Here is a 7,021-nt window from a genome sequence, read left to right as displayed (position 1 = left end):
CCCTGAGCACGTTCGTGGAGAGTCCGCGCCAGGCGGTCGAGGAGGCCGACAGCCTCTACGACGATGCCGTCAGGCACCTGACCGAGACCCTCGCGGAACGCCGGCGCACCCTGCGCACGAGCTGGCAGGACCAGGACACCGAGGCCCACACGGAGGAACTGCGCCTGGCACTGCGGCAGTACCGCGAATCCATGGAGCAACTCCTTCGCGTGTAGCCGCGGAGCAGCAGGCGACCGTGCACCACCGGGGCCGGATCAGCTGCCGGGGAGAATGACCGCCCGGCCGTTGATCCGGCCCTCGTGCAGGTTCTCGTACGCCTTGGGCGCGTCGTCCAGGGCGTACGTCTCCACGTGGACGTCGATGACTCCGGAGCGGGCCAGGTCGAGGACCTCGATCAGCTCGGCCCTGCTGCCCCAGTACGGTGCGCGGACCGCCGCGTCGTAGGGCGTCGTGCCGAAGCCGACGCTTGCCGCTCCCCCGCCGATGCCGACGATCGTGACGTCCGCCTCCACCGCCGCGCAGGCGGTGGCCGTGGCGACGGTGGGCGGCGCGCCGACGAAGTCGAACACCGCACGGGCGCCGAGGCCGCCGGTCAGTTCGCGGACCTTCTGTGCCGCGTGCTCGTCCGAGAGGACGGTTTCGTGGGCGCCGACCTTGCGGGCCAGGCCCAGCTTCTCCTCGGTGACGTCCAGGGCGATCACCCGTGCCGGGGTCAGCGCCCGCAGCAGCTGGATGGCGACGTGTCCCAGGCCGCCGGTGCCGATGACCACGGCGGTGCTGCCGGGGGTCAGCTTGGGCAGGGAGGTCTTGATGGCGTGGTACGGGGTCAGGCCCGCGTCGGTGAGCGGCACCGCGGTCACCGGGTCGAGACCGTCGAGCGGGACCAGGTGGCGCGGGTCGTCCACGATCATGTACTCGGCGATGGCGCCGGGCGCCCCGAGTCCCGGCGGGAGGATGCCGAGTTCGGCGGCGCGCGTGCAGTAGTTCTCCTTGCCCTGCGCGCACATCAGGCAGGCTCCGCAGCCCCAGGGTCCGTAGACCGCCACGGAGTCGCCGATGCCGAGGCCGGTGACGCCCTCGCCCAGGGCGGCGACGGTGCCGGCGCCCTCATGGCCGAGGGTGAGCGGCAGCGGGAAGGCCAGCGCCTCGGCGGGCCAGCTCATGACGGCGATGTCGGAGTGGCAGACGCCCGCGGCGGTGACCTTCAGGAGCACCTGGCCGGGGCCCGGCTCGGGGCGCGGGACGGTCACCACTTCGGGGGCGGCGCCGACGGTGCGGTACTGGACGGCCTTCATCTCGGCGGGCATGGCGGGGCTTTCCTGCGCTGACATCTGGGATGCCTCTTCTCGTTCCTCGTTCTGTGCGCTTCCTGTCCCCCCGGCGCTCATGCTTCCGACTGTACTCCTCGAAGTGTCCCAATGGGACACATGACCCACTGAGACACACAACGACGCGGCGGGCCCCGGCGGAACAGAATCCGCCGGGGCCCGCCGTCAGTCGCCTGCGACCGGTGTCCGGTGTCAGTCCGTGCCGAACTCCATCGCGGCGCGGTCCAGCATCGACTCCTCGTCGGCGGTCTCGCCGCGTGAGGCGATCGCCTCGGCGCCGCCGCCGTCCATGGCGCCGATCAGACCGGTCGACGCGGCCTGCGCGGCGCCGATCGGCGTCGGGTGCACGGAGCCGACCAGACCGAGGCCCGCGTACTGCTCGAGGCGCGCGCGGGAGTCGGCGATGTCGAGGTTGCGCATGGTGAGCTGGCCGATCCGGTCGACCGGGCCGAACGCCGAGTCCTCGGTCCGCTCCATGGAGAGCTTGTCCGGGTGGTAGCTGAACGCCGGGCCCGTGGTGTCGAGGATCGAGTAGTCCTCGCCGCGCCGCAGCCGCAGCGTCACCTCACCGGTGACCGCCGCGCCGACCCAGCGCTGGAGCGACTCGCGGATCATCAGCGCCTGCGGGTCCAGCCAGCGGCCCTCGTACATGAGGCGGCCAAGGCGCCGGCCCTCGTTGTGGTACGCGGCCAGCGTGTCCTCGTTGTGGATGGCGTTGACCAGGCGCTCGTAGGCGATGTGCAGCAGGGCCATGCCGGGCGCCTCGTAGATGCCGCGGCTCTTGGCCTCGATGATCCGGTTCTCGATCTGGTCGGACATGCCGAGGCCGTGCCGACCGCCGATCGCGTTGGCCTCCATGACGAGGTCGACCGAGGAGGCGAACTCCTTGCCGTTGACCGTGACCGGGCGGCCCTGGTCGAAGCCGATCGTCACGTCCTCCGTGGCGATCTCCACCGACGGGTCCCAGAACCGCACGCCCATGATCGGCTCGACCGTCTCGAGACCGGTGTCGAGGTGCTCCAGGGTCTTGGCCTCGTGCGTGGCGCCCCAGATGTTGGCGTCCGTGGAGTACGCCTTCTCCGTGGAGTCGCGGTAGGGCAGCTGGTGCGCGACCAGCCACTCCGACATCTCCTTGCGGCCGCCGAGCTCCGTGACGAAGTCCGCGTCCAGCCAGGGCTTGTAGATGCGCAGGTGCGGGTTGGCGAGCAGGCCGTAGCGGTAGAACCGCTCGATGTCGTTGCCCTTGAACGTCGAGCCGTCGCCCCAGATCTGCACCCCGTCCTCGAGCATCGCCCGCACCAGGAGCGTGCCGGTCACGGCACGGCCCAGCGGCGTGGTGTTGAAGTAGGGACGGCCGCCCGACCTGATGTGGAACGCGCCGCAGGCGAGCGCCGCAAGGCCTTCCTCGACCAGCGCTTCCCGGCAGTCGACGAGCCGGGTGATCTCGGCGCCGTACGCGGAGGCTCGGCCGGGCACGGAGGCGATGTCGGGCTCGTCGTACTGGCCGATGTCGGCGGTGTACGTGCACGGGACGGCGCCCTTGTCACGCATCCAGGCGACGGCGACGGAGGTGTCGAGACCGCCGGAGAAGGCAATGCCGACGCGCTCGCCGGTGGGAAGGGAGGTGAGGACCTTGGACATAGGAAGAGTATGCATCACTTCGCATGGTCATGCAACGCCGTTCACGAGAGGCGGTTCGTTTCGGCTTAATGCTTAGGATGTGCAAGTGCTTGATTACCGCATCCGGACGGCCACCGCCGACGACCTCGGCGCCGCACGCGCCGTCATGCTCGACACCGTTTACCACGACTTCGGCACGGGTTACGTGCCGCGCTGGCACGGCGACATCATCGACCTCGACGGCGCGTACCTGAGGCCCGCGCGCCACACCCTGCTCGTCGCGGCGGACGAGCGGGACGGGACGGTCGCCGCCACCGCCGCGCTCGACTCCCGCGGCCCCGCACATCCGCCGAACCCGGCCTGGATCGCCGAACGCTTCCCCTCGGGCGAGACGGCGCAGCTGCGCCGGGTCTACGTACGCGCCGAGCACCGGCGCCGCGGACTCGCCCGGCGACTGGTCGGCCGGCTGCTCGACTTCGCCGCGGCGGACGGCGGATACCGCTCCGTATATCTGCACACCGACCCGGAGGTGACCGGCGCCGAGGGCTTCTGGCGCTCCCTGGGCAAGGTGGTGCACGACGAGCGCGAGGACTCCGGCGCTTCGCGGGTGGTGCACTTCGAGGTGCCGATGCGGCCGTAGGCGGCGCTCGCACCCACCACCCCCGCAGCACTAATGGAAACGGTTGTCATATAGCCTCTGTGGCTGCCGCCCCTCCGGACACCTTTACCCCGAGAACGAGGACCATGCGCTCCGCCCGCCACCGCACGCTCATAGCAGGACTGCTCGTCGCACCCCTGCTCACCGGCTGTTTCGCCCAGAAGAACGACTCGTCGGGCGACAGCGCGGACGGGGCAAGGCTGAAGGTCGCACTGGCCTTCCCGCCTTCCGAGAACTTCTCCCCGTACGGCGCGGACGCCACCCTCCTCAGCCGTCTCGGCGTCACCGAGGGCCTGACCAAGCTGGACGCGAACGGCACCGCGGCGCCCTCGCTCGCCGCCTCCTGGAAGCAGGAGGGCGACCGCGGCTGGCTGTTCACCCTGCGCCAGGCCACCTTCCAGGACGGCAGCCGCGTCACGCCCTCCGCCGTCGCGTCGGCTCTCGGCCACGCGGGCAAGGCCAAGCCGGTCACCGCGGCACTCTCCGGGGTCACTCTCACCGCGAAGCCCGTCGGCAAGGACCAGGTCCGGATCACCACCGCCGACCCGGACCCGGCGCTCCCGCTGCGCCTGTCGAGCCCCGGCCTCGCCGTGCTCTCCGCGAAGGCGTACGAGAAGGGCGGCAAGGTCAGTCCGGCCGGCACCGCCACCGGGCCCTTCGAACTCACCAAGAGCACCGGCGCCACCGCGGCGACCCTGGACCGCTTCGACGACTACTGGGGCGGCCGCGCCCAGGCGTCCGGCGTCGACGCCAGGTTCATCGCCGACGGCACCGCGCGCACGAACGCCCTGCGCACCGGCGACGTGGACATCGCCGAGGCCGTCCCCGTCTCCCAGGCTGCGTCCCTCGACAAGGGCCACGCCCGCGAGACCGCCACGGCACGCACCACCGCGCTCCAGCTCAACACCGAGAAGGGCGCCTTCAAGGACCCCGCCCTGCGCGCCGCCGCCCGCGCCGCGATCGACACGTCCGCCCTCGCCAAGGACGTGTACGAGGGCCACGCCGACACCGGCAAGGGCATCTTCGGACCTGCCCTGACCTGGGCCGAGGGGAAGCGCGAGAAGCCGAAGGGGCAGGCGAAGCCGACAGCACCGGGCGGGCAGACGATCACCCTGGGCACCTACGACAACCGGCCCGAGCTGCCCGAGGTCGCACAGGTACTCAAGCAGCAGCTCCAGAAGGCCGGATTCAAGGTGAAGCTGGAGGTCCGCGAGTCCTCCCGCATCGAGGGCGACGCGCTGGAGGGCAAGTTCGACGCGTTCGTCGGCGCCCGCAACACCATGCTCGACACCGGCGACGCCGTCTCGGTGCTCTCCAGCGACTACACCTGCGACGGCAGCTACAACCTCTCGCTGCTGTGCGCCCCGTCCGTCGACAAGGCCGTCAAGAAGGCCGAGAACACGGCCGACACCGCGAAGCGGCAGGACGCCACCATGGCCGCCGAGGCGAAGATCCTGGGCACCGACGCCGTCGTCCCGCTGGTCCACCAGCGGATCCTCACGGGCGTCGGCGGCTCGGTGCGGGGCGAGCTCCTGGACCCGTACGAGCGCACGCTGGTCTCCACCGGCACGAGGCGCTGAGGTCGGCATGCGCAGGCTCGCCCGCGCCGGCGGACCGGCGCTGCTCTGGCGCGCGGTCCTCGCCGCGGCGCTCCTGTGCCTGATCGGCCTGCTGCCCTGGCTCTCGCGCACCGACCCGGCGCTGACCGTACTCAAGGCCAGATCGGCGGAGCGCACACCGAGCCCCGATGCGCTGGCCGCCGTCCGTGCGCAACTCGGCCTGGACGAGGGTCCGTTGCATCTGCTCGGCCAGTGGACGGGCGGGCTGCTTCGCGGGGACGCCGGGCAGTCGTGGATCTCGGGCGAGGCCGTGCTGCCCTCGGTGGTGCAGGCCCTGGGCGTCTCGCTGCTGCTGATGTCCGCGGCGCTCGTGGTGGCTGCCCTCACGGCGGGCGCCGTGTGCGCCCGCACGCTGTGGCTCGGCTCCCGCCGCCGGCTCTCCGGGCGCCGCCGGCCGGGCTCGGGCACCGCGGTCCTTGCCGCGCTGCCCGAGTTCCTCACCGCCTCGGTCCTCGCCACCGTCATCGGCGTCCAGCTGGGCTGGCTGCCCGCGCTCGGCTGGTACGGGCCCCAGTGGATGATCCTGCCCGCCGTTTCGCTCGGTGTGCCCGCGGGGGCGCTGCTCGGGCGGCTCCTCGACGACCTGCTGCCCGGCGCCTTCGCCGAGCCGTGGGCACGGGCCGCGTCCGCCCGCGGGATCCCGGCCGGACGCGTCGCGCGCCAGGCTCTGCGCCGCTGCATCCCCGCGCTGCTGCCGAACCTCGGCCTGTTCCTCGTGGGCCTGACCGGCGGCGCGGTCGCCGTGGAGCAGATCTTCGACATCCCCGGACTCGGCCGCTCCACCCTCCAGGCCGCGGTCGCGCAGGATCTGCCCGTCCTCCAGGCAGGCACCCTCGCGCTCGTCCTGCTGGCCGCCGTGGCGGGCGGCCTGTTCCGTCTCGCGGCCCGGCTCGCCAGCGGTCCTGCCCTGCATGACGGCGCACTGCCGACCTTGCACAGCCCGGCGCTCCCCGCGCACAGCCGACTGCCGCTCCTGTACGGGGGACTGCTCCTGGGCATCGTCCTGCTCAGCCTGGCGCGCGATCCCCTCGCCCTGGACACCGCGGCCCGCCTCCAGGCGCCGTCCTGGACGCACCCGTTCGGCACGGACGCGCTGGGCCGCGATGTCCTCGCCAGGGTCGGGCACGGCGCGCTCCACACCCTCGCCCTGGCCCTGGGGATCAGCGCCTTCGCCCTGCTTGCCGGTGTCCTGCTCGGTCTCCTGCCCCGGTTCTCGGGCCCGCTGCTCGACACGCTCAACGCCGTTCCGCCGACGCTCGCGGGACTCCTCGTCGCCGGTGTCGCGGGCAGCGGCGCCGCCACCCCCGCGATCGCGGTGGCCGCCGTCGCCTGGGTCCCGCTGGCCGCCCACACCGCAGCCCTGCTCCTCCAGGAACGGGCCACCCTCCATCTGACGGCGACCCGGAGCCTGGGCGCGGGCCGCCGCCACCTGCTCCGGCACCATCTGCTGCCCGCGCTCCTTGCGCCCGTCACCCGCCACGCGCTGCTGCGACTCCCCTCCGTCGCACTGGCCCTGGCCGCCCTCGGCTTCCTCGGCCTGGGGGCCCAACCGCCGTCCCCCGAGTGGGGTCTCCTCCTCGCCGAGAACCAGCCCTACGCCGAACGCGCCCCCTGGGCGCTGCTCGCCCCGGCCGCCGCGCTCGCCCTGCTCGGCGCCCTCGCGGTCACGGCCGCGGGCGGGGTGTGGACTCCCCGCAGGCTGAGGCGCGGGCGTGGGTACGACGGGCCTCCCAGTGTGGCCGAAGTGCGGCCTCCGGAGCGGGAATTGATCACGGCGGGGACGGTGGCCCGGTGAG

Annotated in this window: 5 protein-coding genes and 1 pseudogene; 4 read left to right on the top strand and 2 right to left on the bottom strand. The window is 72.6% G+C overall.

Annotated features, from left to right (window positions below; genetic code table 11):
* A pseudogene (locus tag ACQKIP_RS10570) lies at positions 1 to 215 on the top strand (hypothetical protein); the annotation flags it as partial.
* Positions 216 to 254: 39 nt separating this feature from the next.
* Here the strand turns inward: ACQKIP_RS10570 and ACQKIP_RS10565 are convergent.
* Both ACQKIP_RS10565 and argG read right to left on the bottom strand, forming a co-directional pair.
* Complete coding sequence (locus tag ACQKIP_RS10565; protein ID WP_365861193.1) at positions 255 to 1,295, bottom strand: NAD(P)-dependent alcohol dehydrogenase; 1,041 nt, start codon at positions 1,293 to 1,295, stop codon at positions 255 to 257.
* Between the two features lie 225 nt (positions 1,296 to 1,520).
* Positions 1,521 to 2,969 (bottom strand): argininosuccinate synthase, encoded by a 1,449-nt coding sequence (gene argG, locus ACQKIP_RS10560; RefSeq protein WP_365860890.1) that lies wholly within the window; start codon positions 2,967 to 2,969, stop codon positions 1,521 to 1,523.
* A gap of 79 nt (positions 2,970 to 3,048) precedes the next feature.
* Between argG and ACQKIP_RS10555 the strand changes: the two genes are divergently transcribed.
* From ACQKIP_RS10555 to ACQKIP_RS10545, 3 genes are all read left to right on the top strand, one after another.
* Complete coding sequence (locus ACQKIP_RS10555) at positions 3,049 to 3,588, top strand: GNAT family N-acetyltransferase (RefSeq protein ID WP_427742785.1); 540 nt, start codon at positions 3,049 to 3,051, stop codon at positions 3,586 to 3,588.
* Positions 3,589 to 3,692: 104 nt separating this feature from the next.
* A complete protein-coding gene (locus ACQKIP_RS10550; RefSeq protein WP_365860886.1) occupies positions 3,693 to 5,186 on the top strand; it encodes an ABC transporter substrate-binding protein in 1,494 nt (497 codons plus the stop codon).
* Positions 5,187 to 5,193: 7 nt separating this feature from the next.
* Entirely contained in the window at positions 5,194 to 7,020 is a 1,827-nt protein-coding gene (locus ACQKIP_RS10545; protein WP_365860884.1) for an ABC transporter permease subunit, read from the top strand.
* Position 7,021 lies beyond the last annotated feature (1 nt).

Origin of the sequence: Streptomyces sp. NPDC059900 (assembly GCF_050270335.1) — a bacterium.
Lineage (GTDB): Bacteria > Actinomycetota > Actinomycetes > Streptomycetales > Streptomycetaceae > Streptomyces.
Note: the sequence above shows the minus strand (reverse complement) of the source record. Positions and strands in the feature narration are given on the sequence as shown.